This window comes from Syntrophorhabdales bacterium (genome assembly GCA_035541455.1).
In the GTDB taxonomy this organism is placed as follows: domain Bacteria; phylum Desulfobacterota; class Syntrophorhabdia; order Syntrophorhabdales; family WCHB1-27; genus JADGQN01.
In genome coordinates, this window is sequence record DATKNH010000045.1 from 12,941 (window position 1) to 37,200 (window position 24,260).

At 54.4% G+C, this 24,260-nt stretch carries 23 protein-coding genes; 17 read left to right on the forward strand and 6 right to left on the reverse strand.

Annotated features, from left to right (window positions below; genetic code table 11):
• The first annotated feature begins 2 nt into the window (after positions 1-2).
• The gene (locus VMT71_04900) at positions 3-1,076 is read left to right on the forward strand and encodes a DUF4922 domain-containing protein (GenBank protein ID HVN23285.1); all 1,074 of its coding nucleotides are present in this window, start codon (positions 3-5) and stop codon (positions 1,074-1,076) included.
• Here VMT71_04900 and VMT71_04905 read toward each other — a convergent pair.
• The 3 genes from VMT71_04905 to VMT71_04915 all read right to left on the reverse strand — a co-directional run bounded on the left by VMT71_04905 (position 1,058) and on the right by VMT71_04915 (position 4,867).
• Complete coding sequence (locus tag VMT71_04905) at positions 1,058-2,671, reverse strand: hypothetical protein (GenBank protein HVN23286.1); 1,614 nt, start codon at positions 2,669-2,671, stop codon at positions 1,058-1,060. The two genes, VMT71_04900 and VMT71_04905, sit on opposite strands and share 19 nt — an antisense overlap.
• 2 nt (positions 2,672-2,673) lie before the next feature.
• Entirely contained in the window at positions 2,674-4,065 is a 1,392-nt protein-coding gene (locus VMT71_04910) for a class I SAM-dependent methyltransferase (GenBank protein ID HVN23287.1), read from the reverse strand.
• Between the two features lie 310 nt (positions 4,066-4,375).
• Positions 4,376-4,867, reverse strand: coding sequence for a hypothetical protein (locus VMT71_04915; protein ID HVN23288.1), 492 nt, complete (start codon positions 4,865-4,867; stop codon positions 4,376-4,378).
• A 151-nt stretch (positions 4,868-5,018) separates the two neighbouring features.
• Here VMT71_04915 and VMT71_04920 point away from each other — a divergent pair, with 151 nt between their 5' ends.
• The 3 genes from VMT71_04920 to VMT71_04930 all read left to right on the forward strand — a co-directional run bounded on the left by VMT71_04920 (position 5,019) and on the right by VMT71_04930 (position 9,571).
• Positions 5,019-6,356, forward strand: a complete 1,338-nt coding sequence (locus tag VMT71_04920) for a uroporphyrinogen decarboxylase family protein (GenBank protein HVN23289.1) — start codon at positions 5,019-5,021, stop codon at positions 6,354-6,356.
• Positions 6,357-6,727: 371 nt separating this feature from the next.
• Positions 6,728-7,738, forward strand: coding sequence for an amidohydrolase family protein (locus tag VMT71_04925; protein ID HVN23290.1), 1,011 nt, complete (start codon positions 6,728-6,730; stop codon positions 7,736-7,738).
• 213 nt (positions 7,739-7,951) lie between these two features.
• Positions 7,952-9,571: a trypsin-like peptidase domain-containing protein gene (locus VMT71_04930; GenBank protein ID HVN23291.1), complete on the forward strand. Its 1,620-nt coding sequence runs from the start codon at positions 7,952-7,954 to the stop codon at positions 9,569-9,571.
• A gap of 28 nt (positions 9,572-9,599) precedes the next feature.
• Here the strand turns inward: VMT71_04930 and VMT71_04935 are convergent, their stop codons facing one another.
• On the reverse strand, positions 9,600-10,022 hold the full coding sequence (locus VMT71_04935; GenBank protein HVN23292.1) for a response regulator: 423 nt from the start codon (positions 10,020-10,022) through the stop codon (positions 9,600-9,602).
• Positions 10,023-10,053: 31 nt separating this feature from the next.
• Positions 10,054-10,251: a hypothetical protein gene (locus VMT71_04940; protein ID HVN23293.1), complete on the reverse strand. Its 198-nt coding sequence runs from the start codon at positions 10,249-10,251 to the stop codon at positions 10,054-10,056.
• Positions 10,252-10,627: 376 nt separating this feature from the next.
• On the opposite strand from VMT71_04940, the gene VMT71_04945 reads away from it, so the two are divergent.
• The 6 genes from VMT71_04945 (at position 10,628) to VMT71_04970 (ending at position 16,584) form a co-directional block, all read left to right on the forward strand.
• Positions 10,628-11,602: a tripartite tricarboxylate transporter substrate binding protein gene (locus tag VMT71_04945; protein HVN23294.1), complete on the forward strand. Its 975-nt coding sequence runs from the start codon at positions 10,628-10,630 to the stop codon at positions 11,600-11,602.
• Between the two features lie 46 nt (positions 11,603-11,648).
• On the forward strand, positions 11,649-12,782 hold the full coding sequence (locus VMT71_04950) for a Xaa-Pro peptidase family protein (GenBank protein ID HVN23295.1): 1,134 nt from the start codon (positions 11,649-11,651) through the stop codon (positions 12,780-12,782).
• Between the two features lie 288 nt (positions 12,783-13,070).
• Entirely contained in the window at positions 13,071-14,027 is a 957-nt protein-coding gene (locus VMT71_04955) for an NAD(P)-dependent oxidoreductase (GenBank protein ID HVN23296.1), read from the forward strand.
• Between the two features lie 41 nt (positions 14,028-14,068).
• On the forward strand, positions 14,069-14,755 hold the full coding sequence (locus VMT71_04960) for a cyclase family protein (protein ID HVN23297.1): 687 nt from the start codon (positions 14,069-14,071) through the stop codon (positions 14,753-14,755).
• Between the two features lie 53 nt (positions 14,756-14,808).
• Positions 14,809-15,780, forward strand: a complete 972-nt coding sequence (locus VMT71_04965; GenBank protein HVN23298.1) for an amidohydrolase family protein — start codon at positions 14,809-14,811, stop codon at positions 15,778-15,780.
• Positions 15,781-15,819: 39 nt separating this feature from the next.
• A complete protein-coding gene (locus tag VMT71_04970; GenBank protein HVN23299.1) occupies positions 15,820-16,584 on the forward strand; it encodes an SDR family NAD(P)-dependent oxidoreductase in 765 nt (254 codons plus the stop codon).
• Positions 16,585-16,635: 51 nt separating this feature from the next.
• On the opposite strand, the gene VMT71_04975 is transcribed toward VMT71_04970, so the two are convergent.
• Complete coding sequence (locus VMT71_04975; protein HVN23300.1) at positions 16,636-17,616, reverse strand: tripartite tricarboxylate transporter substrate binding protein; 981 nt, start codon at positions 17,614-17,616, stop codon at positions 16,636-16,638.
• A 175-nt stretch (positions 17,617-17,791) separates the two neighbouring features.
• Between VMT71_04975 and VMT71_04980 the strand changes: the two genes are divergently transcribed.
• From VMT71_04980 to VMT71_05010, 7 genes are all read left to right on the forward strand, one after another.
• A complete protein-coding gene (locus tag VMT71_04980) occupies positions 17,792-18,670 on the forward strand; it encodes a DUF6282 family protein (GenBank protein HVN23301.1) in 879 nt (292 codons plus the stop codon).
• Between the two features lie 327 nt (positions 18,671-18,997).
• Entirely contained in the window at positions 18,998-19,723 is a 726-nt protein-coding gene (locus tag VMT71_04985; GenBank protein ID HVN23302.1) for a 4-carboxy-4-hydroxy-2-oxoadipate aldolase/oxaloacetate decarboxylase, read from the forward strand.
• Positions 19,723-20,364, forward strand: a complete 642-nt coding sequence (locus tag VMT71_04990; GenBank protein ID HVN23303.1) for a GntR family transcriptional regulator — start codon at positions 19,723-19,725, stop codon at positions 20,362-20,364. Before VMT71_04985 ends, VMT71_04990 begins: the two co-directional genes overlap by 1 nt.
• Positions 20,365-20,416: 52 nt before the next feature.
• Positions 20,417-21,145, forward strand: coding sequence for a PIG-L deacetylase family protein (locus VMT71_04995; GenBank protein HVN23304.1), 729 nt, complete (start codon positions 20,417-20,419; stop codon positions 21,143-21,145).
• Positions 21,146-21,180: 35 nt separating this feature from the next.
• Entirely contained in the window at positions 21,181-22,152 is a 972-nt protein-coding gene (locus tag VMT71_05000) for a tripartite tricarboxylate transporter substrate binding protein (GenBank protein HVN23305.1), read from the forward strand.
• A gap of 180 nt (positions 22,153-22,332) precedes the next feature.
• A complete protein-coding gene (locus VMT71_05005) occupies positions 22,333-22,794 on the forward strand; it encodes a tripartite tricarboxylate transporter TctB family protein (GenBank protein ID HVN23306.1) in 462 nt (153 codons plus the stop codon).
• Between the two features lie 3 nt (positions 22,795-22,797).
• Positions 22,798-24,260, forward strand: a 1,463-nt coding sequence (locus VMT71_05010; protein ID HVN23307.1) for a tripartite tricarboxylate transporter permease, incomplete at its 3' end; no start/stop codon positions are given.

Sequence of the window (24,260 nt, forward strand, 5' to 3'; positions counted from 1 at the left end):
CAATGCAGAAGCGTCTCACCAAAGAAGATTTGCGATCATTGCTGGATGGAAAGATTTACAAAAAATTCGACGGCGAGATGGGTTCCTCTCCTTTAGCGGACCTCTGCCTCACACTCTTGGCCGAACAAAAAGAGACATGGCCGATGCTCTCCAGAGGTTACGCCTCAATCGACCATGCGGCCCAGCGCCGTCTCGCTTGTGACGGATTTTCTGCGCTGGTTCAGCACAACCCCGGGAGAATCAAGAGCACTCTGGCAGCTGTGGGAGAAAAAGATATAAACAAGCGTCCTTGTTTCCTCTGCCTCCCTCAACTTCCGCGGGAACAAAGAGCGGTGCTCTACAGGAATGACTATCTGATCCTCTGTAACCCTATGCCGGTGTTTCCCGCTCATTTCACGATCGCTGCTATAGACCACCGCCCGCAGTCCATCTCCGGACATATTGCCATACTGATTCAGTTGATGGCCGATTTTGGCTGCGGCTGGACAATCCTCTACAATGGACCGAAATGTGGCGCCTCAGCACCGGACCATTTTCATTTCCAGGCAATCCAGTCGGGGCAGTTACCGGTTGAACAGGAGGTTCTCCATGAGGGAAGGCTCACGCTCGTCGATCAGCATGGCGAGGCAGTCCGGTTTCGCGCCAATGCCATGGGAAGAGAAACCGTTGTCATTGAGGGAAGCTCTCCGGCAGCAGTCGGGGAATCATTCATGTCCTTTCACGATGCCTTGAATGAGGCGACGGGAGGAGTCGACGAACCGATGATGAACATGATCGGGCTATATACGGAGACCATGGGGCAACGGCCGCGGGCCGAGAAAAACTGCGACAGTCAACGTGCTGTCTTGTGCACAGTGGCTGTCAGACCCTCCTGGCGGCTTCTCATATTCCCGAGGCGCAAGCATCGCCCGGACGCGTTTTTTAAAAAGGGCAACGAGCGTATTGCAGTCAGCCCGGCGGCAGTTGAGATGGGAGGCGTCTTTGTGACGCCCTTTGCCGGGGATTTCGAGCGGCTGGATGCCGCCTCCATCAGGTCCATCTACAAAGAAGTCTCTTTTTATTCCACGTCGTCCTGATAGCCACACGAGCCTTCCGCTGTTGACCCGTTGCCGTCGAGCCAGGCAGCCATTCCCTCCATCGACGTGATCTCTCCTCGTAGGATTGCAAGGATCAAATCCTGCGTGAGGACTGTATTGAACGGTCTTTCGTAAACAGCCCCGCTTTTCTGTCCTGCCAGTTTCACCATAAATGGTATCCTGCGGTCCACTTCTCCTTCGAACCGCCACAGTGATTTTCGCAACCAGTGGTCGGAAGAGAGGATAATCGTGGCGCCCTCCCATCTCCCCGACGCCTCCAAGTCCTGGCGCACTATAGCCAGAGTGCGGTCCACAAGCTCGAGATTATCTGCGTAGCTGGAATCAGTGACATTAATGGCTGAATCGCGGAGTCGCTGCGTATCCCGATCGTAGATGGAGGGCGGGTGAGGTACAGGCCAGTGAATCAGGACCAGACCTATCGTGGGGTCTGTGATGACTTTTCTGGCTTCCCTCACAACATTCATGTACACACCCGCGTGATACTGAACTTCATGGAGCACGCCCCGTAGGGCCTCGGCGCGGATCTCCCCAACCCTTTTCGCGTGCAGGCGAGAATATCCCATGAAGAGGTCGAAACTCGTCATGAAATGCTCTATCATAGTCGCCTGCAGCGTGCGCTCAGGGGAGATGTCAAAAGGATCCCATGGCTCCCAGAAACATCTGCTTACGTGCCTCGAGATGACACGACAATACGGGTGATAGCCACCAATCACTGCTGTTTCGAACCCCATCCTTCTGGCCCGTGAGAAGACGTTCGGTTCGTGACTCCATTTTGCCGTCCTGCGGTCCGCGCAGTAGGTAACCGCAAGTTCGTCGGAACTGAGTGGTTCGGCCTTGCTGATCCGCTTTCCTGTCAACAGCGCGGGCAGCGAGCGGATGGTCCAGCTTGCTGGTGGAAACGCATTGGTAGCGTACAGAGACTCCCGGCGGAAACGATCCAGTTGCGGTAGCCTGAGACCGGGCAGCCGTTCCTCAAAAGTTTGACGTTGATCCATTTCGTCAAAAATGAACCAGAGTATCCGCGCCGATGAAGAGGCGCTCCGGATAGGCGGCGCTAATGGCTTATCACAGAAAGCCGCATCTCCCCGCGCCAGGTGCCAGCCGGCATGCAGGAATGTTATGAGTACGAAGGGCAGGAGGAAAAGCAGTGAATTCTTAATGAACTCGCCCACCGCAGGCTTGCGGTCCCAGAGGAAATAAAGAAGGAGCATGACAAGAAGGGCAACGGCAAAACTGAGCGCCTTATCGTCCGCAGCAAGATAGGTGCCCGCAAAAGAAGTACTGCACAGCAGAAGAACGTGATACGTCGCGAAGAAGAGCATCCCGAGGACCACAAAGCGCGCCAGCATCCTGGGGGCTCTTCTTTTTTGGTTGACGAGCGTTATGAAGGGAAAGATTACAACACCCAACAGCAGAACATCGATCAAAGCAGCATACACGGTGATGTTGTAGGGGGATACTTTAAGAAAATAATCATTGTCGGAAGAGCCCGGTGCGCGATAAAGAAAGTGGTGCCACATGTTTATCATGCAAAGGTTCGCCAGCGACAGCGATACAGCGGCATCTTTTAGCATAGCTATCTTTTCTTTTTCATCACGTAAAGGGAACGGGTGCTGCTCCCCAGACGCAGGTTGTGCATGATGTCGAAGCGGGCTAGAAAAAAGGATTCAAATGCCTCCCGCGTGAGACCCGCGTAGAGGTGATCACGTCCCAGCGTAAGGCTCCGAAAAAGCCGGTCCTCGGGTCCGACGTATTCGATGAGCAGCAGGTCCTTCGTGAGTTCTGCTGCGAGTGCCGCTATTTCACGGAGAGGTATCTGCCCGGTCACCATCACATGATGCACGACCGCAAGCATCATGACCACATCAAAGACACCAAGGGAGCGCTCAAGAAACGAGGCGGATTCCCGGTTGCACCAACCGAGAGGGGGCGTCGGGTTGGCTATATTGACTACCAGAGGCAGGATATCCAGGTCTTCTTTCCTGGCATGGTGCCAGGTCTGTCCAACTACCACGGGATCGCTGTCGATACCTACCACACGGGCACCTTGCCTCGCCGCAATCGCACTGAAATACCCCGTGTTGCACCCGATGTCGAGAACCTTCTTCGGGCGTGCTTCGTCAAGGGCTCTTTCTACGAATGACGTTTTCGCTGAAAAATCTTCAGGGGAGTAACTGTTCGAACCCGTATAAGACGACCAGTCCGATTCAGCCTGTACAGGCGTAAGCTTTCTGGTCAGCTTGCATAAGCGTCCAAAGAGCGATCGCAAAACGAATTGGCTTCTCTCGATGCCGTCCCGCCGATTCCTCCGATAGATAGACGTATTTTTTCGGGCCACCATTCTCGAAAGCCAGACCGGAACAGTAACAAGTGTAAAAAAGGGAGGGAGAAACTTTGTGGCACAGCTTAGCAGCGGATACACGTCCTGCGGCCGAAGGCCATCATCTCCGGTGAGAGCCGGAAGACTCTGCGGAACACCAAAACGCCTGTTTACAGCCAGAGGCAAAAGAAACCTGCGAACAAACTGGGCATAGGGTAGCCACACCGGGTCTCCAGGGTCCCTCTTTTCAAAGGAGAGCACATCGACAAATACTGGATGGGGTCCACGAAAGAGAATATTGCGAGGGTCGGCATCCTTGAGGCCGATCCCTTCACCGAGAAAGGCTTCTCCAATTTCAAGCGTTAACTGCGCTGCCGCATGGAGCATCTCAGCGGGCCATTCGTGAGGATAGGAAGGGAACTCTGTGAGCGGATGCTCCAGGACAAGCGCAGCTTCAGAATCATCACAGCCGGAGCCATTCTCTCCGAGTTGACGGAAAAGACTCGTTGCATCTATTTCTTTGGCTATCTTGCTGTCTATGAGGTCTCCGCGATCTACGAAGTGTCGAGCGATCGGAGAATGAAGAAAGGCACTCAAGCTCTCAACGGCAGGCTTTGAGACGACGCGCAAAACACGTCCGTCAAGCACAGCTAACCGGCCTGCCGGATCGCGAAACGAACAATTCTTGCTGATCAGCGCTCTTTCCCTTTGCGATCTCTTTTAACCAAATGCAAGATCTTCCGGAAGCGAAAAACGATGCACCCGACGAAACCCGATACAATCAGTTGCCACAAAAGCAGACCGGAGCCGGGATCAGTATACGCCTGCGCGGGTACAACCGTTAAAACCAGAAGGAAGCAAAGCAAAAGCGGCAGCGACAACGTTCTCTCCCCAACGGTTGGAGCAACCCAACTTACGCAACCGGGCGCCTAATCGCACACCCGTTTCAATTCTGTCGTCACTTAGTTCCCGCATCACCCGTCTGCGGATGAGCGCCCATCTGCCCGGGCCTTCCGTTAACCTGTACGGCGGGGGCAAGAATAATCTTGTCAAACGTGCGATTGAGCGTCTTGCTGCGAAAATTCTCTACTGGCGGCGAGTCCGGAAATACAACCTCGTCTCCGGGTTTGACCTCGACCTGCGTGGCTGCAACCCAGAACTTCTTCCCGTTCTCTTCTATTTCCATGTAAGTGTAGCCGGACGCATTCATCGTAGATACTACCTTTCCTCTATGATCCGCTCCGGCATTCATCTCCATCGGCTTCACGGCCGCATGAGGATTTACCGCCTGCCCTGACTGAGACGCTCCTCCATGCGCGGGACTGGGCTGCATAGTACCACTTTCACCAGCCCCCTGCGCAGCACTCGCAGGCTGTGCCTTGGGCTTTTCCGTACACCCGGTAATCGCAAGGGCCGCGACTGCCAGCGCTATTAACACGATTCTATTCATCCTGTTCTCCCCAATGCGTTTTCTATGGTCAACAATAACATATCAATCCAGCCAATTACAACCTGACCATCACACGTCGTATTAGGGCTGGATTTATTTTCTTCTTGGCGTATACAATAAGACCAGAAGCACGGGAACAAGGAGGACGGGCATGGAGAAGCAATGGGCAGCGATGTCACCCATAGAGAGACGGGCAGCGCGATTTGAGACATGGCTTTCCCCGCAAGGCGTTCAGTTCCAGAATCCCGAGGCTGAGGCTACCTACAAAGCGGCTGTGCTGAGATTCAAAGATGCTGTAGGTATGGAGAAGACGCCGGACAGGGTGCCAATATTGCTTCTCAGCACCTTCATGCCTTCGTACCTTTACGGCGTAACCGCGCATGAGGCAATGTACGATACAGACAAGCTGGTCGCGGCCCATAAGAAATTTCTGCAGGAGTTCAGGCCCGATTACTACGTAACCCCTGCCCTCATCGGTGCAGGAAAGATTTTTGAGATCCTGCAGTATAAGCAATACAAATGGCCGGGCCACGGCATATCAAAGGAGTCAGCCTACCAGGCCGTTGAAGGCGAGTATATGCTTCCCGAGGACTATGAGGCACTGATCGATGATCCATCAGATTTCTGGATACGACGCTGGATGCCCCGCGCTTTCGGGGCACTGGAGCCTCTGAGGAATTTAGCCCCATTCACGGACTGTTGGGAAATAGTACTCGTCTCGCTGCACATGATCCCCTTCGGCGTTCCTCAGGTCCAGAATGCTCTGAAAGCGCTGATCGATGCGGGAAATGAAGCCATGGCTTTCATCCAGAAAATCGGGGCCTTTGAGACAGAAGCCAAAGCCATGGGTTTCCCCAGCTGTGTAGGAGGAGCGACAAAAGCGCCGTTCGATATAATCGGCGACACGTTGAGAGGCACGCGGGCCATGACGCTCGACATGTACAGGCGGCCCGATATGATCCTGAAAGCAGTCGAACGCTTTACCCCTCTCGCAATAAAACAGGGAGTGGCGGGTGCAACCATGAATGGCTGTCCCGTCGTGTTCATCCCTTTGCACAAGGGTGCTGATGGGTTCATGTCCGACGAACAGTTCCGCACTTTTTATTGGCCGACGCTCAAGGCAGTACTTCTAGGGCTTGTAGAGGAGGGGTGCGTGCCTTTCTGTTTTTGCGAGGGTTCCTACAACACGCGGCTTGAATATCTTGCGGAGTTGCCCAAAGGCTCGTGCTTGTGGATTTTCGACAGAACCGATATGGCGCGGGTGAAAGAACTTCTCGGCAGTAAGATCTGCGTTGGGGGGAACGTATCCTCTGGAATGATCCTTACAGGGACCCCGGAGAAGGTAAAGGCATATTGCAAGGGTCTCATTGACGTGGTGGGAAAAGGCGGCGGCTATATCATGTCCTTGGGGACATCGATGGATGAAGGAAAGGCAGATACCATTCACGCCATGGTAGACTACACAAAAGAGTACGGCGTGTATAGATAGTTCCACGACCCGCTGCGCTAGGAAGACCGTCGTACCTTGTGCGACTAGCAAGATGGAAGAGAAACATGAACCCGCTGTTGTCACGAGTTACATGGAGAAAGACGTCTGTTAGCAAGCAGTGTAAAAACAAACCACAATTTTCAACCCATAGGTTAATGACAGTCGCTTTTCTACCGCGAGCGAAGCGAGCTTCACTCGGAGGTTCCAGGATGGGTTTGATGGATTTCTAGGCGCCAGGTCATCGGGACTCCGACATAGTACTGGTGTACATGGAGGAGTCACGATGATCGCAGCAACGACGAAAGGCGCAAACCCTATTTCTGGGACCTCCGACGAACCAAGATACAAAAACAAGAGAAGGAGGAAGAAGAATGAAGAAGAGATACCCCTTGCTGATCGACGGCTATTCCCACGTGGCACCCCCGAAGTACCGCGAGCTTCTGCGCAAAGCAGCTCCCAAGGAGTGCGCCTACATGGTCGACACCTTCCCGCCGCTCTACGACATGGAGGCGCGGTTCCGGATAATGGACAAATACGAAGGTCTTGTTCAGGTAATCACCCCCTCCTGGCCGTCGGTTGAACTGGCAGCCCCGAAGCAATCGGTGGAACTCTCCAAGGCGTTAAATGATGAGATGGCCGAACTGGTCACCAAGTACCCCGACCGATTCCCTGCTGCCGTCGCCTGTTTGCCGATGAACGACATGCACGCTGCCCTGAAAGAAGCTGATCGGGCCATTACCGAGCTCCGGATGAGGGGCGTCCTTATTTACACCCCTGTAAACGATAAGCCTCTCGATTCACCCGAGTTCATTCCCCTTTACGAAAAGATGTCTCAGTACAACCTTCCCCTGGTGATTCATCCCATGAGGAATCCTGACTATCCTGATTACAGGACGGAAACAGAATCTAAGTACAGAATCTTTAATACGTTCGGCTGGGTGTACGAAACCACCGCGGCCATGACGCGCTTGATTTTCAGCGGGATACTGGAAAAATTTCCCAACATAAAATTCCTCACTCACCATTGCGGCGGCATGGTGCCCTATCTCGCGGAAAGAATACGCCAGTTCCAGGATCTCGGGGAGATGCGATGGGGGCAGAAATACTTTCAGGGACTCACAAAAGCGCCTCTCGATTACTACAAAATGTTTTATGCTGACACGGCCCTGTACGGGAACACGCCCGCCCTCATGTGCGGCCATGCATTCTTTGGCGCAGATCATCTCCTTTTCGGCATTGACATGCCCCTCGGCGATATGGAATTCGGAAACAGAAATTACAGGCAGACAATAAATGCCATCGAAGAGATGAACATAACCGACGAGGACAAAACCAAAATATACGAAGAGAACGCGAGAAAGTTCTACCGCCTGCCGGTTTAAAGCAAGTGTTTTTCTGGCACCGTAACCTCCACGGGCTTCTTTTCATCCGTGGAGGTTACAACAGGTGCCTGCGCAACCAAATCCAATTAATGTTCTTCGCGCTATCGACCGAAAATTGAGTAGGTAATCCAGCGCCGGTTTCAGTCCGCTCGGGCTGGTGTATGACTCTTCCGGGCGGCACGGGAAGTTCTTCGGATGCGAGCAGGCAAAAGTGTGGACGAGCTGCTGCAGACATGTTACGACATTCTCGGACTATCGAAGAATGCGTCCAGACAAGACATTATCAACGCATCCGATACCCTCAGCAGGCGACATGAAGCAAGCGGGACCACGCGGGGCGAACCGGACAGTCAGGGGTCCTGGGAACGACTAAAGAAAATCACCTGGGCTCGAGACACGCTTCTCGACTACCTGTCCGTCAACGAACCGGATACTTCCACAGGAGAGCTCTCACCGGCAGAAATAGATGCCCACGGGCAAGCCCGTGGTACTCAGAGCACGCGATCGCGCAGACAGGTCATGCATTCACCCACGCTTGAAAGCGTTGTCCTCTGCTGCTCGACGCCGCCCGCAGGAATCTATCTAGCGAGCACGGCGAGCGAGAGGGGGAGGCTCCATGTGGCTTTGCCACTGGAGGGGGCGACGCGAGCCCCACTGATTGACAAATCAGCAACGACGAGTGATACACCGCCGCCAAACACGGGTGAAGCAACAAGAGCAGAAAGAACATCTATGCGCTCCTTTCTGGCTCTCGCAGTGGTCCTCCTTTTTCTCCTCGGGCTGATTTTCTTTTACGGTTCCGGCCCGAGTTCACGGTCACCCGCAAAATCGAGTGCCTCGCCCGGTAAGGATAACCATATGGTCGCTTCGACGGGAGCGACGGATGTGTCGTCAGCGGCAGGAGGACTCATAGCCGGCGGTGACACGGCGCAGTTCCTCCAGGAAGCCAAGAGGGCTGTGGTGACGCTCAGGTACCCAGGCGGTCTCGGCTCAGGATTTCTTGTGACGCCGGATGGCTACATCGTCACAAATGGCCACGTGGTTCTGGCAGCCAGAGGTACTGCCCAGTTCTCCTCCGGAGAGACGACGGGCGTCGACCTTGTAAAGTTTGATCCCGAGAAAGACTTTGCTCTTTTAAGAACTGCAGGCTATAGCAATTCTCCTTTTCTCAAATTGGGCGACAGCGCTGCCTGCCGTGAGGGTGACACCGTGTTTGCGATCGGCTCTCCCCGGGGACTGGAGTCTACTGTCACCAAAGGAATTGTGAGTGCAAAAGATCGAAAGCTTCCTCAGTTCGGTTTTAGGCTGATCCAGACGGACGCAGCGATAAGCCAGGGGAATAGCGGGGGTCCCTTAATCAATGCCGGAGGGGAGGTCATAGGCATTAACACTATGACGATCGACAAGCGGTTGGCTGAGGGCCTCAATTTCGCTATTGCTATCAACGAGGTAAAACCTCTGATTGCCTACGGTCAAAGGTTGAGCGCAGCCGAGCGGGCCGAGGAAATTGCTAAGCTCGAGGCAAGGATTGCAGGCCAGGCGCAAAAGAGAGACATGTCGCTCGAAGATCTGGAACGGGAAGACCAAAGGCAGTACGCCGAATACCAGGAAAAAGTGGAGAATCTGAAACGACGGCTCGAAAAAATGCAAAAGAGGGAAGTGTTGGTGCACTGCCTTCTGGAAGCAGGCAAGGAGGCTGAGGAATTATGGAATGAACAATGCCGGTTGTCCGGCCAGGCGTCCGGATGTAAACTTCCTCCGAGGATTGCCAATCCGCTCAATATCAGCTCCGTGAAAGCCCAGACGGATTGCCTCGACCGAAACCCCCAGTAGCCTGTCATAATCACCGGCCAGCCTACTGTCACCCCAGCATCCTTATCCTGCTTACCATATCCTCAAATCCGAAAGGCTTCGGGAAAAAGCAGGAGTTAGGAATATCTTCTATGTTGATGCCTATGGCCTTTATTCGCTCAGAGTCACAGCCGCTCATGAACAAGAACGTCACGTTCTCATCTATCTTTCGCATTTCCAGGGCGGCGGTCAGGCCATCCATCCTCGGCATTACAATATCGGAGACAACAACGGAAACGTTACCTTCGCTTTCCCGGTAGAGTTTTAAAGCCTCCTCCCCGTCTGCGGCCAGGAGAACCTCGAAGCCCTCTTCATTCAGGGTCTCTTGTAGCAGCAGTCGGAGCGTCTCATCATCATCAACAACAATCACTCTCGACCCGGACTTCATCTGCCAATACTCCCCCACGTTGCCCCCGCCAATCGGCCGCTTCAAAAGCTCCCGACCCTCTCCTTTTGTCTCCCCGCTAGACCTTCTGATGCCCTGCCATACACATCGTCTTCAGAAAATGGAGAATACATTCGTGCGAGATATGGGCTTCCTGCATCAATGGTGAAGCCTCTGACCCCGCCTGGCCGCGCACGACGGACGCTGACCATACGACAAGCACGAAGAGCACGTTGAAAATCCCGATGCCGACAAGCACATCCCAATACCAACTCATAAACCTTTCCTCCCGAAAAAAGCGCAACCTGAGACCCTCGTTGCAGAATCTATGCCCTATGCCTCGCTGCTTTAAATCCTTTCAGATGCTGCTCATTGGGCACCTCACGGCCGCCAAGCCGTCTCGAAGCGAAGGAGTTTCCAAACGAATGGACATGGTGATACGAAGGTTTTTTCCTACACGTACGGAAACAACGCAGCTCTCTTCACCATCCTTCTCTCAGCCATATTTTCTTCAATTTTTTCTTGACAAAGGTACCTCCGTACAATAAAAAGTAGGGGTATCATATTCTGAAACATCGTTCCAAATATGGAATGAAACAGCGATCCGATCGGCTGGAGAAAGACGCCCCTCTTACATTCGGGAAAGGAGCATCATGGACTTGCTGAGAAATAGAATACTTCTGACTGCTGTTTTTATGGCCGTGATGTGCGGTTTTTCGGCTGCGCAGGAATATCCTGCGAGGCCTGTAAACGTGACCGTGGTTTATGCGGCGGGTGGCACCATGGACACCACTGCCCGCGCTCTCGCGGGACCTGCGGAGAAACTCCTCGGTCAGCAGCTTGCGGTTTCAAACGTGGGCGGCGCAGGCGGTGCAGTGGGACTCGGCCTCATCGCAAGACAAAAAGCCGATGGTTACCACCTGGGAGTGTGCAGCCACGCGGGGCTGATTTTCGTTCCCCACGTACAGACCGTGACCTACAAGCTTGATGACTTCGTCCCGATCATGCATTACGGGTTCTCTCCGAATGCGATCGTCGTCAGGTCAGACTCTCCCTGGCGCACTCTGAAAGAGCTGGTCGAGTACGCACGCCAAAACCCGAAGAAAGTGACCTACGGCACAGGTGGAACAGGTTCTCCCATGCATCTGGCAATGGAGTTTATAGGTCGCCAGGAAGGCATTCAGTGGACGCATGTGCCCTACCAGGGCGCAAACCCTGCAATGATAGCGCTCCTCGGAGGCCACATTACCGCTGAGTCAGGCAGCACCGAATGGATGCCCCACGTAAAGGATGGAAAGCTGCGCCTGCTCGCCGCCCAGGGAGACAAACGGATGAAGGCGTTTCCCGATGTGCCGACCTTGCGCGAGCTGGGCTACGATTTCACCACTGGTGCCTACTTCATGTTTATTGCTCCGAAAGGAACGCCTGACGCGGTAGTGACAAAACTGGATGCCGCGTTACACAAGGCCATGGATGAGCCGAAATTCATTGATCTGCTTGGAAAACTGGAAATTGAAGTCGCCTACAGAAACGCTGCAGATCTAAAAAAATACCTGGAAGAAAACAACGCAAGGCTTCTGAAGCTTTTCGCTGAGAACAAGATACCGCGTTTGCAGGAAAAGAAATAACGCGTAATCTCGACGATCTATCCGTCAAAGATGAAGGAGAATACCCATGCCATTCACAGAGACTGAAAAAAAGCGCAGACAAGAGGCCCTTCAGAAACTTCTCGCTGAGAAAGAGCTGCAGGCACTGGTGCTCATCGGCAACATGACGGTCGGCCACAGCTATCACGGCGACTTCAGGTGGTATACCGATAATCACATATTCTTCCAGCGGCAGGTGGCAGTGCTCTTTCCTGGGATTGACCCGATACTTTTCAACTACTCAGATTTTTCGAAGCGAGCTTCAATGGAGCGGTCGATGGTGAAGGATGTGCGCGTGAGCACCAATTTCATCGCCGACACGGTGACTCTTATAAAAGCACAAGGCGCAGCAAAAGGGAAAATCGGAGTCAACTTTGAGATGCTGCCCACAACGTGGTATCGCTACCTTCGCACCGAGCTCCCGGATGCCCAGTTGCTGGATGTGCACGAGGATATCATGGCGATCCGCTTCCAGCACAGTGACGAAGAAATTGAGATTTACCGTAAAGGAGCGGCCCTGGCGGATCAAGGTTTCCAAGCCGCCCTTAACATGATACGGCCGGGAGTGACTGAGTACGAAATTGTGGCTGAGATAGAGTACGTTTCGCGCCGGCAGGGTACTGACGAACATTTCACGCTGATCGGCTCCGGGCAGTTTTCATTCAACATGGAGCGGTCACTGCCGCTTCCTGTCAGCCCTTCTGAAAGAAAAATTCAGGCCGGCGAAAGTATTGTTCTTGAGATCACTCCGCGTTACAAGGGCTACTGGACGCAGCTCGTTCGCATGGTCAACGTTGGGAAGCCCAACGAAGAATTGCGAAAGATGCAAACCGTGGCCAGGGACGCCATTCGGCGCGGCATCGAAGAGATACAACCCGGGAGAAGAGTGAAAGATGTGGCTCTCGCCATGCAGGCATACATCGCCAAAACGGAGTTCGTGCCCAGGGCGCCTTTCGGTCATGTCTGCGGTATCGACCTGGTAGAAGAAAGGGTCAGCGTGGACAACGAGAGTCTCTTCATCCCAGGCTATGCAGCGATTGTGCATCCCCTGGTGCAGACAGCGGACGGCAAAAATGTGATATTCTGGGGCGAGACCTATCTCGCCACAAGAGAAGGATACGAGCGGCTCCACACAACGGGCGACGATCTCATAACGATTTAAGTCGCAATTGCGAGCATTCGGGCAGTGATAAGTTGGTCTTTTGCCGACTGGATATTGTCGACTCAACTTCGCTGCCGGAAGAACTTTTCCTCGGGTACCCGCTTGCGGGTGCGGCGACGTGAAGGACGGATTGGGACACCCTTTGGGTAGACGGCAGATTGAACTGTAGTAGCGGGGCACCCGCGAGCTGCCACATTGATGTTCCGCGGGTCGCGCGGGGCGGAGCAGCGAAGGAAACAGTGTTTCGGCAGCGGCCCGCGTTGGGCATGAGTTCCAAGAGGTGACACTATGATCATGATTACAGGTGGTATGGGTTTTCTGGGCGGTTCGTTGGCGAAGCTTTTGTGTGAGCAGGGTGAGCGGGTACTCCTCACTATCCACAAGCAGAAAGAACTCGCCCCTTTTCTTGAACAATACCGGGACAAGAAGCTGTTCGTGGCCCCCCTCGATATCACAGACCTGGACGCAGTCGAGAAAACAATCAAAGATCATAGCGTCAAGAGCATTATTCATGCGGCCTCGTCGTACGAGGCAAAGGGAAATCTCTACGATGCAATGCGGGTCAACGTGCTCGGCACGATCAATATACTGGAAGCATCCGCCAGGACGGGTATCGGCAGGATCAGCGCGATCAGTACGGAAGCAGTCTACCAGGGCATAAAACAGAAAGAGCCATTGAAAGAAGAGTTGTTGCTCAGCGTAGAATCGGACCGCTACGTACCCGGGACCAAGAGGGCCGAAGAGAACATTGCCCTGCTCTATGCAGCAAAAGCGGGCCTCAATGTGGCCCTGATACGGGCCAGCAGAATCTACGGGCCTCTCTTCGCGGGCGTGAGGAGCCCGATGCACCGGATAGCCCAGTCTGCAGTGGACGGAACGCCGTGCGAACTGCCGAACATTGACGAGGCCGAGGGGCATGACAATATCTACGTCAAGGACTGCGCCCGCGGTGTCATCATGATACACACCGCGGATAAGTTGAAGCACCGCATCTACAATCTCGGCATGGGGAAACTGACCACTTTCGGAGAGATAAGGGACGCGGTCTTGAAAGTGGCACCTGGAGCAAAGATTATCCTGGGTAAAGATCTCGGAGAGATCACCGCAACTAAATCAGCCCTCGACATCAATGCATGCCTCGATATAGGCCGAATCCGGGAAGAGCTGGGTTTTGGACCTGAGTACGACATTGACAAAGGCATGGCTGCCTATGTCACATGGCTCAAGGATAAAATCTATCTGTGACACGCGCGGCAAGGCCGTAATGAAAAGGAGCTGAGAGCACTATGGTTATAAACCACGATATCATTGATCTGTCCCGTCCGATCCACACCAATATGCCGGTCTTCCCGGCCATAACCAAAACATATCTCGGTATATTCACGGCGCACAAGGATTCGGTAAAGCCGAACGGCGTCTCCCACCAATCGAACATTCTGGTAATGGGTGATCACGCAGGCACGCACATCGACGCGCCGCTTCACTTCAACCCTGCAGGTACGGGAATCGACCAGATGCCCGTCGACCTTTTGGCCGGAAACGCTATCATGCAGGATTACTCGGATAGAAAGCCCGGCGAGTCAGTAACCGCGGATGACGTGAAGACAAGACTGGAACGTTATCGTATCAATCCCAAAGACCTTACCTACATTCTCTTCCGCACAGACGCAGCTCCCCACTACGGCACCGAAGCTTACTGGAGCCACTACCTCGAGATCCGAACTGATGCGGTAGAATGGATGCTCGATGAGGGCATTCTGATATTCGGCGTGGACGCTTCGACTGTAGATCACGCAGGCGATCGATCAACACACATGCTCATGAGGAAAAGGCCGTGCTACCATATAGAAAATCTGGTCAATCTCGACAGGCTTCCACAGGACCGGATGTTTACGTTCATCTGCGCGCCCTTGCTCATGAGAGATTCGAGTGCGTCACCCATCAGGGCGTTTGCGCTTGTTTCCCGAAAATAACTGTAGCGCATGACTGGAAAGATCCTACGCTGAACCAAGGGGGAGGAGGACGCATGATCATTGATACGTATTCTCATCATATCTCAGCGACCAATATCGAAATAATCGAAAAGGGGCGAAGGGCTCGCCAGGCAGCCGACAAGGAGGGCTCGAAGAAATTTCCATGCCCTGTGGAGAACGCGGACCCTGAGGCACGGCTCCGCATTCTGGACAAGTATGGTATCGACGTGCAGGCAGTCTGTCTCACGATGGAAACCCTGGACGGCTTCGATACGGACACAGCGGCCGAAATATGCACCCGAGCGAATAATGACAATTACACCTTGTGCAAGGCGCATCCCGACAGATTCGTCAATATCTGCGCGGTCTCGCTCCTTGACATGAAGAGGGCCATGCATGAACTCGAGCGGTGCATCAATGAATTGGACTGCCGCGCGGTCACGGTGGCCACAAATCAGCGTGGGAAAGGCCTCGATTCCGTTGAGTACTTTCCTTTTTACGAGAAAATCTCCAAACACGATCTCCCGCTCTTCCTGCATCCCTGCAACTGGGAATCGTATCCTCTTGCTGATGAGAGCCAGTGGATGTTCATGTCCCGTTTCGGATGGCCGTTCGATTCGACGCTGGCAGTCTGGAGACTCATTTTCGGAGGAGTCATGGACCGCTACCCTGCCCTCAAAATAGTGATGCATCACCTTGGAGCTATGTACCCTTATTTTGCCGGCAGGATTGATTCCGGTATGGTGGCCCTCAGGAAAAAGCTTCCGAGGGATTTCTCTGAATACTGGAAAAATATTTACGCAGACGACGCTCTCAGTGCCGGGCCTCCTGAGGCATATGCCTGCGGCTATGCTTTTCTGGGTCCGGATCACGTTTTGTACGGGACGGATTACCCGTTCGGCCCTGAAGCGGGCGAGCGGTTTGTGAGGGCTAACCTGGAGGGTCTCACATCTCTTAAGATCCCTCCTGCCGACATGAATAAGATACTCTCAGGAAATGCAAAGAAGCTTCTCAAGATAGCCTGAGAACGAACACGATCAGCAGAAATAGTCGGGAGGTAAACCATGGGAGTGCTGGATGGTAAAATCTGTGTGATCACCGGAGGCGCAGGCAGCCTCGGACTTGCGAGCGCATCCCTCTTTCTGAGCGAGGGTGCCAAAGTCATGCTGGTCGACAGCAACGAGGAGTCGCTCGCTCGCGCCGTCGATTCCATCAAAGCGCACAACGATACCGTAGACAGCACAAAGGCCGATGTGTCCAGCTTCCAGGAGACACAGAATTACATCAATCGCACAGTCGCCAGATGGGGCAAGATCGATGTTCTGTTCAGCAACGCGGGACACAGCGGTACCACCAGCCCGATTACAAACTATCCGGAAGATATCTTTGATACGGTTATGGCGGTCAACGTTCGCGGCTCGTTCCTTGCCTGCAAGTACGGTCTGCCCCAGATGAAGGACGGCGGCAGCATTATCATTACCTCGAGCATCATGGGTGTCACATCAAGCCCGAACTCCTGCGCATATGTAACATCCAAGCACGCGCTCGTGGGGCTCATGCGCACAGTCGCAAAGGAAGTTGCGGTACGGCGGATCAGGGTTAATGTCCTCGCGCCGGGTCCGATCGATAATGCCTTCCAGACTGAGATTGAAAGACGGATCAGTGCCGTTACCGGGCAGGACGGCACCGCGATGATCAATGCGCGCATCCCCCTCGGGCGACACGCAAGACCCGAGGAAATCGCGCGCCTTGCGCTTTTTCTCGCTTCAGATCAGAGCAGTTTTTCAACGGGGAGTATTTTTCTGGCCGACGGAGGCATGAACGCTTAAGAGTGCGGTTGCAACTTCCGGCACCGCGGGCTTCACACATATAAACGGGTACTACTTGCCCACGTAGAGACCCAGCTCCTTCAGAATAGGAATACCGACAGCCTCCTGTTTCCTTATTTCCTCCCTGACAAATTCAGGTCCGCCGAACCTTGGGGCTTCACCAACCCTCTCGATGCCCTTCCTTGTCTCCGGGTCCTCAGTTATTTTCTTGCACGTCTCCGCAAGCACCTTCCTGATTGGCTCCGGGGTATCTCTGCGCACGTAGAGCCCGAAGAAGGCCGGCAGAACCGCATTCGGAAAGCCGAGTTCCACCGCAGTCGGCACGTCGGGGTGATCTTTGAATCGTTTGTCGGTATAGAACATCAGGTACCTCGCTTTCCCAGCCGCGACTTGCTCTGACATCGCCCCATAGGCCAGGCTCGCCGCATCAACGTGTCCGCCCAGCAGCGCCACGAGCGCCTCAGCCGTTCCTTTGTACGGCACATCGATGGTCGCGATTCCCGCCTTGCGAAATATAACCATCCCACTCATGTGAAGTCCTATCCCGCGCCCAACGTGCGCCCATTTGAACTGGCCCTGGGCTTTCCTCGCGTAATTCAGGAGGTCATCGAAGTTCTTAAAAGAAGAGTCTCCCTTCACTACCATGCCCATCTTCAGCTCCACGAAGTTTGCAAGTGGTGCAAGGTCATCCGGATCGAACGGGACTTTCTGAGTCTTGGTCGTGGTTGCAAAAAAGACATGTGCACCCCAAAAGACTTTATATCCGTCAGGCTTCGAACTGATCACATCAGCCGCGGCGAGTGCACCGCCGGCACCGGGTTTATTGACCACCACCATGGGCTGGCCAAAATATTTTGACCCGACGTCCGTGATAACCCTGAGGAGAATGTCTGTAGTGCTGCCCGGCGCGTAGGGGCAGATGATCTCCAGAGGCTTCTCAGGATAAGGAGCTGCCGAGACCAGTCCAGTCCAAAAAACTCCGGTAAAAAGAAGGACCGCTACACACGTGAGGAAGAGACCCCTTTCTCTCATGCGATTACCTCTCCATTGGGTGATTCCAGAAGATACCAGTACGGCCATTTCCCGTCAAGCTCTTCCCCTCCCTGCCGGCTCTCAAAAAAAGATTGACACCGTCCCCAGATCTGCTATCATTAATGACAGCAAAAGTGCTGAACACTTATAGCAATAACGATGGAGGTCATCTAACGTGAACCCTATATTGAGCGAAGCGTACGATCTGCACGTGCATTCGGCTCCCGATGTACTCCCAAGGAAGATGGACGATGTTGAAATGGCCCAGAGGATCATCACATCCGGCATGAAAGGATACGCCATTAAGTCGCACTACTTTTGCACTTCAGAACGTGCGCAGACGATCCGAAAGATATTTCCCAGCTGCAATGCCATCGGCACCATCACGTTGAACAGCTCGGTCGGTGGCATCAATCCCATGGCTGTGGAGATGGCCGGCCGCTCGGGGGCCAAGCTGGTCTGGTTTCCGACCGTTGATTCGCAGCACGAGCTTGCCCATCTTGCCAGCAGCCCGTCCCAGAAACTTCCCTACTGGGCACAGATTAAGGAACAGATGAAGGCCGAGGGAATTGTTGCGCCTACCATCTGCATTCTCAAAGACGGCACATTGAAAGATGAGGTCTTCAGCGTCCTCGATATCATTGCCCGCTTCAACATGATCCTCGCCACCAGCCACGTTTCCAAGGAGGAAGCCTTCGCCCTTGTAAAGGCAGCAAAAGAACGCAAGGTGGAGCGGATCATCATCACCCATGTGGATTTTCCATCCACCTTTTATGCGGTCGAGGAGCAGAAGGAAATGCTCAAAAGCGGTGCATTCGTCGAGCACTGTTACACCACACCGGCAACCGGCAAAGTTGCATGGGACGTAGCCATCGGGCAGATAAGGGCTATCGGTGCTGATCGCGTGGTGCTTGGCACCGATCTGGGGCAGACTACCGGTGTTTATCCGGATGAAGGCCTGGCGCTGTATGCGGAAAAGTTGCTGCAAAACGGCTTCTCCGAGTCGGAGGTGAGGACGATGATCGTCAAGAACCCGACCTCGCTTGTCGAGTGAGCTTAGGAGGTAATGTCACGAGTTTTAGAAAGCTAGAACTGAATTTTTATCACAGATGTACACAGATAGAAGCGAAGAGAGATAAAGACTGATGGCGTACTGGTGTCCAGCATTGTGATACCACGTCAATGCTGGACACACCTCAGCGCTGCGCGCAGGTCACCGCACCGGAGGTGCTGAGGGTTGACCGGAGGTGGCGTCTTATCACAACTCCGGTCAAGAAATATTCATCCGCTCTTATCTCTTTTCTGATCCGCTCTTATCCGTGATAAAGAATGTATCTTGTGTGAGTTTCGACAGAACCGCTTAGGTGAAGGGAGATATCAGATGGAGCGATATATCGTCAGAACCATTCCGCGCTGTGATGAAAAGACATGCAGCGAGTTTGCGCGGCTCGGGACAGCGACCGTCTACGAGGCACAGGGACAAACCGGGCTTCTCAACGACAGTATGAAGCCAATACAACAGGGACAAGCAGTCTGCGGCCCTGCTGTTACAGTGATCTGTCCTGCCGGTGACAACCTTATGGTTCACGCCGCCGTGGAGTGCTGCCAACCAGGCGATATCCTGGTTGTAACCACAGAAGGGGAATCGAACAAGCACGGGATGATTGGCGAGTTGCTCGCCAAAAGCTTAATGAAGCGAGGAGTCAAAGGACTCATCATGGACGCCGGTGTGCGGGACACAGCGCAACTCCGAGAGCTTGGTTTCCCTGTTTGGACCGCGGCCGTTGTCTGCACGGGCACTACCAAGAACAAGGCCGGCTGGGTTAACGCCCCGGCTGTCTGTGCCGGCGCGCTTGTCGAACCCGGTGATCTAATAGTCGCCGATGATGACGGCGTCGTGGTCGTCAAGCGACCGGATATCGCCCATGCTCTCGAGCAATCGCTGGCCCGGGAAAAGAAAGAGCAAGGTACGACAAAGAAGATCGAAGAGGGGCAGCTCGGCATTGATTTCTACGGTTTCCGCGAAGCGCTCGCTAAACTGGGCGTGCGTTATTACGACACGCTGCAAGATGCACGTCGCTCAGCGAGTGGCGAACAGGAGAAGTAATGCGGGACCAGACTAACCAGGTCTACCATTCGTTGCGACAGCGCATACTCGACGGACTTTTTCGTCCGTCTGAAAGCCTCACAGAGGTAACCCTCGCCGCAGACCTGGGTGTGAGCCGCGCTACAATCAGGAAAGCTCTCTTGAAGCTCGAGAGCGAGAACCTTGTGGTGATCGAAGAAAACAAGCGGGCAAGGGTTCGCTGGTTCTCCGTCGAAGAGGTGATGCAGTACCTGGAGGTAAGAGAATTACTGGAGGGCTTCGTAATCCGTCAGAGCGTGCCGAATCTCTCCACTGCAGACCTGAAGGAGATGCGCGCGATCCTCTCCGAGATGAAGAAATGTCTCAAGGCGCACGATCTTCTGCAGTACTCTCAGAACAACTGGCGATTTCATGATGTTGTCTATCGCGTCTGCCCTAACCGTCCGGCTGTCGACATGGTGATGGCCATCAAGAATCAGTTGAAGCGGTACAACATCAAGACCATGCTCGTGCAGGGGCGTGGAGAGGATTCCCTCGACGAACACAGCAAGATCCTCTCCGCCCTGGAGCGGCACGACGCGGATACAGCGGAGGCGCAGATGAGGCGTCATATCTCCAACCTGCGAAGAGTGCTGCGGGCGCACTTTGAGCTCTTGCTGTGACCTCGAAGCGACCGCGAAGCCGGGAGGCAAATAAAGTTCAAGGAGAAGGAGTATGGCGGAAGACCAAAAGAAGACTGTGTTAGTGGTGAGCGCGCATTCGGGTGATTTTGTATGGCGGGCGGGCGGCGCAATAGCGCTCTATGCGAGCCGCGGCTGGAGAGCCAAGATCGTCTGTCTCTCTTTCGGAGAGAAAGGAGAATCAGCCAAGCTCTGGAAAGAGGGAGGCATGACTCTGGAGCGGGTAAAGGAGTTGCGCAGGGAGGAGGCGCTGAAGGCTGCGGCAGTATTGGGAGGTGAAATAGAATTTCTCGACTGCGGTGACTATCCGATGCATTTCACTGCCGCGCACCTGGATCGACTCGTTGATATTTACAGATCCCTCAAGCCGGAATTTGTTCTGACGCATTCCTTGGAAGATCCGTACAATTTCGATCACCCTATGGCGGCGCATGTTGCGCAGGAAGCACGGATCGTCGCGCAGGCACACGGTCATAAGCCCGGTGGAGCAGTGCTCGGCGCTCCCCCTGTTTTTCTCTTCGAGCCGCACCAAACGGAGCAGTGTAACTGGAAACCCCAGGTTCTGCTGGATATCACACCGGTCTGGGACAAGAAACGAAAGGCGTTTGAAACATTGGAAGCACAGGAATATCTCTGGGAGTATTACACCCGCGTGGCGCTGAACCGCGGCGTACAGGCCGCCCGAAATTCAGAGAAAAAAAACATCAAGTATGCCGAAGCGTATCAGCGCGTCTTCCCGCAGGTGACCGAGGAACTTCAGTGATTGTTTCAAACGAAGTAAAAAGGAGGGACTTTACCATGAATTATTTCAAAATCCTGCTATTGGGAGTGCTCGCGGTGGCCGTTCTTTGCGCTGGCTACGCTTCTGCACAGACGTACCCCACAAAGCCGATCCACATCATCGTCGGCTTTGGACCGGGCGGCGTGGCAGATCTCACCTGTCGCGTAGTGGCACAGAAACTCTCAACCCAGCTCGGCCAGCAGGTGTTGATTGAAAACAGGCCCAGCGCAGGAGGTATAGTCGCCGCTGATGCAGTTGCAAAGGCAGCGCCGGATGGCTACACGCTACTCCTTCTGTCGAACGGCAACGCAGTAAGTGCCTCGCTTTTCAAGTCTCTCCCGTATGATCCAGTCGCCGACTTTGCCCCTGTATCGACACTTGGCTTCTTCGACATAGCAATGATTGCAAAAGGGGACGCCAAGTGGAATTCCGTCAAAGATGTCCTCGCCTACGCCAAAGCAAACCCCGGGAAATTGAATATCGGCACGATCAACATCGGCAGCACGCAAAACCTGTCCGCTGAGCTCTTCGTCAGCATGACCGGTATCAACGCTACCATCGTGCCGTACAAGGGCAGCCCTGATGTGCTGGTCGCACTCAGAGGAAATGATGTACAGCTCGCCTTCGACATGCTGGCGCCAATTATTTCCCAGTTCAAGAGCGGTGTGGTCAAGGTTATCGCCATCACGTCGGAGCGGCGCTTCTCCGGTCTGCCCGACATCCCGACCATCGCCGAGAGCGGTGTGCCAGGCTACCAGGCCTCGTCCTGGAATGCTATTGCTGCCCCCGCGAAAACACCCCGTGCGATCATTGACCGTTTAAACAAGGAGATCAATACTGCTCTGGCGGCAGCGGAGGTCAAGAGCAAACTTCTTGAACTCGGGGTCACGGCGCGCGGCGGCACGCCCGACGCTCTGAAAACACTTCTCACCTCGGATATCGCAAAGTGGAGAGGCGTCATCGAAAAAGCAAAGATCGAGAAACAATAGGGCGGTAGTAACACAGATGATGCCTTTCGACACCGATTCGATTTCAAGATGGATACCGAGGCGAGCCGAGGCCTGGCTGCGCGGTACCAGTTGTTCTAGCCGGGCACCCGCGGCCTGCCAGGCTCTTCACCCGCGGGTGGCAGGAGTAAGAGCAGGCCGAAGGGCAACGGAGGTAAGCGCTTGAAGGCGAATTGGTGTAGGTCCAAGGACTTCTGGTCCGGCGCCATCTTCCTCGGCGTGGGTGTAGCATTCGCAGCCTACGGCAGACACTACCCCATGGGAACAGCGATGCGCATGGGTCCCGGCTATTTCCCTACCCTGCTCGGAAGCCTACTTGCCTTGATCGGCCTGATCCTTGTTATACACACCATGCTGAGGCCGGGCCCCGGTGTGGGGCGCCTGGCCTGGGGCAAACTCGTCTTGGTCACTCTATCCAATGTACTCTTTGCGCTGATGCTTCGCAGACTCGGACTCGCCTGCGCACTCGTCCTGCTCGTACTGGTGAGTGCCTATGCCAGCAAGCGCTTCCGATGGCCGGTCGCGCTTGCCCTCGCAGTCGGACTCGCCGCCGGCTCTTCCATAATTTTTGTCTGGTTGCTGGGCTTGCCCATACCCATCCGCGGCACTTGGCTCGGAGGTTGAGAATTGGAAATCTTCGCCGGTTTAGCCACCGGTTTTCACTCGGCGCTCACTCCCTTCAATCTTCTTTACTGTCTCATCGGTGTCTTTATCGGCACACTTATCGGCGTTCTGCCCGGGCTCGGGCCTGCCGCAACAGTGGCCATGCTTATGCCTGCTTCTTTCGTGCTCCCTCCAGTATCGGCGCTGATAATGCTCGCGGGAATCTACTACGGGGCCCAGTACGGCGGATCAACCACATCAATTCTCGTCAATCTGCCGGGCGAGGCTTCTTCCATAGTTACCACACTCGACGGCTATCAGATGTCGCTCAAAGGCCGGGCAGGTGTGGCGCTTGCCACGTCAGCCATCGGCTCTTTCTTTGCGGGGTCTGTCTGCACCCTGATCATAGCGCTCTTCGCACCTCCGCTCGCCAAGGTAGCCCTCAAGTTCGGCGCACCTGAATACTTTTCCCTGATGGTGCTGGGGCTTGTCGCGTCCGTCGTGCTTGCACGGGGCTCCTTGCTGAAGGCCATAGGCATGATCGTGCTCGGCCTGCTCTTCGGCATTATCGGCACGGACGTGAATTCAGGGACACAGCGCTACACCCTGGGATTCAAGGAACTGATGGATGGAATCGGCTTTGTGACTGTTGCCATGGGTATGTTCGGCGTCGGCGAGATCATTCTGAACCTGGAGCGGGAAGGCGTGGCCGACCGTATCGTCAGCAAGATCACCAGTCTCATGCCCACGCGCGAAGACTGGAAACGGATGGTCGCGCCCATCATTCGCGGAACAGCGCTCGGATCATTTCTGGGCGTGCTCCCAGGCGGTGGAGCCCTCCTCGCTTCCTTTGCCGCATATTCGGTCGAAAAAAAGATCTCGAAGCATGGTTCCGAGTTTGGTACGGGTGCGATCGAGGGCGTTGCAGCACCGGAATCAGCCAATAATGCGGGCGCCCAGGCCTCGTTCATTCCCATGCTCACCCTCGGCATCCCGACGAGCCCCGTCATGGCGCTTATGATCGGCGCAATGATTATCCAGGGCGTCCAACCGGGACCCTCCGTGATGACCGATCAACCGGCGCTCTTCTGGGGAGTCATCGTCTCGATGTGGATCGGGAATCTTTTCCTGCTGGTGCTCAACCTGCCGATGATCGGACTGTGGGTACGCCTCTGCCTTGTACCCTACCATCTGCTTTATCCTGCGATCCTCGTCTTCTGCGGCATAGGTGTCTTTTCGCTGAGCAACAGTGAATTTGATGTGCATCTCATGGCCCTCTTTGGGATCATGGGCTATATCTTCGGCAAACTTGAATGCGAGCCGGCGCCAATGCTCCTTGCGATGATCCTCGGGCCGATGATGGAAGAACACCTGAGGCGGGCCATGCTTCTGTCCCGTGGCGATCCTACTATTTTTCTTACGAGGCCCATCAGCCTCGGCATTCTCCTGGTTGCGGCTGTGGCGTTGGTAGCCGCTCTCCTCCCTGC

Coding starts and splice junctions, on each gene's coding strand:
- VMT71_04900 (HVN23285.1), top strand. CDS start 3: ATGCAGAAGCGTCTCACCAAAGAAGATTTGCGATCATTGCTGGATGGA.
- VMT71_04905 (HVN23286.1), bottom strand. CDS start 2,671: ATGCTAAAAGATGCCGCTGTATCGCTGTCGCTGGCGAACCTTTGCATG.
- VMT71_04915 (HVN23288.1), bottom strand. CDS start 4,867: ATGAATAGAATCGTGTTAATAGCGCTGGCAGTCGCGGCCCTTGCGATT.
- VMT71_04920 (HVN23289.1), top strand. CDS start 5,019: ATGGAGAAGCAATGGGCAGCGATGTCACCCATAGAGAGACGGGCAGCG.
- VMT71_04925 (HVN23290.1), top strand. CDS start 6,728: ATGAAGAAGAGATACCCCTTGCTGATCGACGGCTATTCCCACGTGGCA.
- VMT71_04940 (HVN23293.1), bottom strand. CDS start 10,251: ATGAGTTGGTATTGGGATGTGCTTGTCGGCATCGGGATTTTCAACGTG.
- VMT71_04945 (HVN23294.1), top strand. CDS start 10,628: ATGGACTTGCTGAGAAATAGAATACTTCTGACTGCTGTTTTTATGGCC.
- VMT71_04950 (HVN23295.1), top strand. CDS start 11,649: ATGCCATTCACAGAGACTGAAAAAAAGCGCAGACAAGAGGCCCTTCAG.
- VMT71_04955 (HVN23296.1), top strand. CDS start 13,071: ATGATCATGATTACAGGTGGTATGGGTTTTCTGGGCGGTTCGTTGGCG.
- VMT71_04960 (HVN23297.1), top strand. CDS start 14,069: ATGGTTATAAACCACGATATCATTGATCTGTCCCGTCCGATCCACACC.
- VMT71_04965 (HVN23298.1), top strand. CDS start 14,809: ATGATCATTGATACGTATTCTCATCATATCTCAGCGACCAATATCGAA.
- VMT71_04970 (HVN23299.1), top strand. CDS start 15,820: ATGGGAGTGCTGGATGGTAAAATCTGTGTGATCACCGGAGGCGCAGGC.
- VMT71_04975 (HVN23300.1), bottom strand. CDS start 17,616: ATGAGAGAAAGGGGTCTCTTCCTCACGTGTGTAGCGGTCCTTCTTTTT.
- VMT71_04985 (HVN23302.1), top strand. CDS start 18,998: ATGGAGCGATATATCGTCAGAACCATTCCGCGCTGTGATGAAAAGACA.
- VMT71_04990 (HVN23303.1), top strand. CDS start 19,723: ATGCGGGACCAGACTAACCAGGTCTACCATTCGTTGCGACAGCGCATA.
- VMT71_04995 (HVN23304.1), top strand. CDS start 20,417: ATGGCGGAAGACCAAAAGAAGACTGTGTTAGTGGTGAGCGCGCATTCG.
- VMT71_05000 (HVN23305.1), top strand. CDS start 21,181: ATGAATTATTTCAAAATCCTGCTATTGGGAGTGCTCGCGGTGGCCGTT.